This is a genomic window from Desulfobulbus alkaliphilus (assembly GCF_016918545.1).
Lineage (GTDB): Bacteria > Desulfobacterota > Desulfobulbia > Desulfobulbales > Desulfobulbaceae > Desulfobulbus > Desulfobulbus alkaliphilus.
The window spans coordinates 1-1,702 of the sequence record NZ_JAFFQC010000086.1 but is presented as its reverse complement, the minus strand read 5'-3'; the positions used below and the strand labels follow the sequence as shown (position 1 = coordinate 1,702).

Annotated in this window: 3 protein-coding genes; all 3 read right to left on the bottom strand. The window is 55.7% G+C overall.

Going from position 1 to position 1,702, the window contains the following annotated elements; genetic code table 11:
- Nucleotides 1–481: 481 nt before the first annotated feature.
- Entirely contained in the window at nt 482–691 is a 210-nt protein-coding gene (locus tag JWG43_RS17450; RefSeq protein WP_205244224.1) for a hypothetical protein, read from the bottom strand.
- A gap of 214 nt (nt 692–905) precedes the next feature.
- A complete protein-coding gene (locus tag JWG43_RS17445) occupies nt 906–1,166 on the bottom strand; it encodes a hypothetical protein (RefSeq protein ID WP_205244223.1) in 261 nt (86 codons plus the stop codon).
- A gap of 108 nt (nt 1,167–1,274) precedes the next feature.
- Nucleotides 1,275–1,702, bottom strand: a 428-nt coding sequence (locus JWG43_RS17440) for a hypothetical protein (protein WP_205244222.1), incomplete at its 5' end; no start/stop codon positions are given.

The following is a 1,702-nucleotide window of genomic DNA, read 5'->3' as shown; positions in this document are numbered from 1 at the left end:
GGGCTGCAGGGTGGGCGGGTCTGTTTCCGCCCACGCGGTTGTTTATTTTCCATCGGTTCCGCGTGGGCAAACGATACAGCTGTTTGCCCACCCTACGGCGTTCCAGGGATGGATCTGCAGGGTGGGCGGGTCTGTTTCCGCCCACGCGGTTATTTTTGTGCCATCAGGGGCAAAAAACCCGTGCCGTCTTCTGGAGGTTCCATGTGGGGTGGAAACTAAGACGGCACGGGGAAAAACTTGTTTCCTGCCAGATGCGGCACACCCTTGCTCCGGTGGCGCCGCCAAAAACCCGCCCCGCGGGACGGTTTCCCCACTATCCCGATCAGGTGACCGTTGTTTTGCGGGGCGGGTTGTTCTCTTGCCGCCGGAGGCGGGCATCGGCTGGCGGCGGGCTGCTTCGCCGGTCCTGCACAATCGTGTTGTGTCATCACCCTCGTCTCCCTTGCTGTTATGCATCGGCCCGGCAATGGCGGAACGGAGATCAAGGAGGAACGATGCTTGGTGTCAGGCCGCCGTTGCGGCGGCAACCGCCATTGCCGGCGATGCGGAGGCGGGATGAGGCGGTGGCTGGTTCTTCTCTCCCCTCAGCGAACCCTTCATCCCAGCCGGCGATTGTGTCAGGGACAACCGCCGGCTGGAGTGAATGATCTTTGTTGAGATACCCGGCTGGGCTTGGCGCCGCTGGGTACATGGTGTCGTACTCCCAGTTTTCTTGTGCTTTGTGAACGGCAAATATTCGCTGCTTCAGGCTGCCGGTAGTGTCTTGAGCATTGGTGATGATTGAGTCATCAGTTCAGCCCGAGCACAAGCATCGTCATACGCGGTGGCGTTACGTTCATCTGTCCACGGGCAACCAGTTCTTTCTACAGCTAAGAGGGTCTCCCGGCGCCCCGCCCGGCAGCGGACTACTTCTGTTGTTGTCCAGTTTTTGCCGCGGACGCCATCCTCACCGGCAGACTTGCGTCGGCGGCCGCCCGGGAAGAACGTCGTTCGGGATAGTCCAAAACAAAACGGTACTCCTTGCCGCAGCGGATGATCACTTCCTTCTGCCCCCGCCGCAGGATCTTGAGTTCCACCTCGATGCGGCCGTAGCCGTCGTGACCGAACAACTCATCATACAATGCACTGATCTTGTCCTTGACTTCGCTGTTGGTCGCTTCACTCATCGCCGCCCTCCCTCCAGGCGTACCCGGTCAAGGGACCGAGAAGTTAATGTATCCTTAACTGATTAAGCAGTTCCATATTCAATTTGTTATTCCTAATTGCGGCCCACTCTACACCATCAGCAAAAAAAAAGTTGTGACCTGGGTCACACTTTTGAAAAAAAAAGCCTCGGATGCCCCTTTTTTTAGGTTTGATGTTAAATAAACGCAGTTTTTCAGTAAATTATGCTTTCGCTTTTTTTTCTTGCCCTTCATCAGGGCCACGTTTTCTGGTGTGAACATCTGGAAACGTGGCCCTGATCCACGATGAATTAATGCCTCCTGATTTTTTTTGCATAGCCTGATAATTACATGGCAATTTCCGGCGACAGGTGTAGAATGGCGCAATTTTCGCACTTCCTTTATATGTTGCAGGTATCTAACAATTCGGCCCGGCGGAAACCTTCCCCGCGGCGTTTTCCCGCACGACATGGGAAAACATGCATCCCGCAACCCACACCCCCGTACGGAAACGTTATGAGCGAGCACCTCAGACTCCC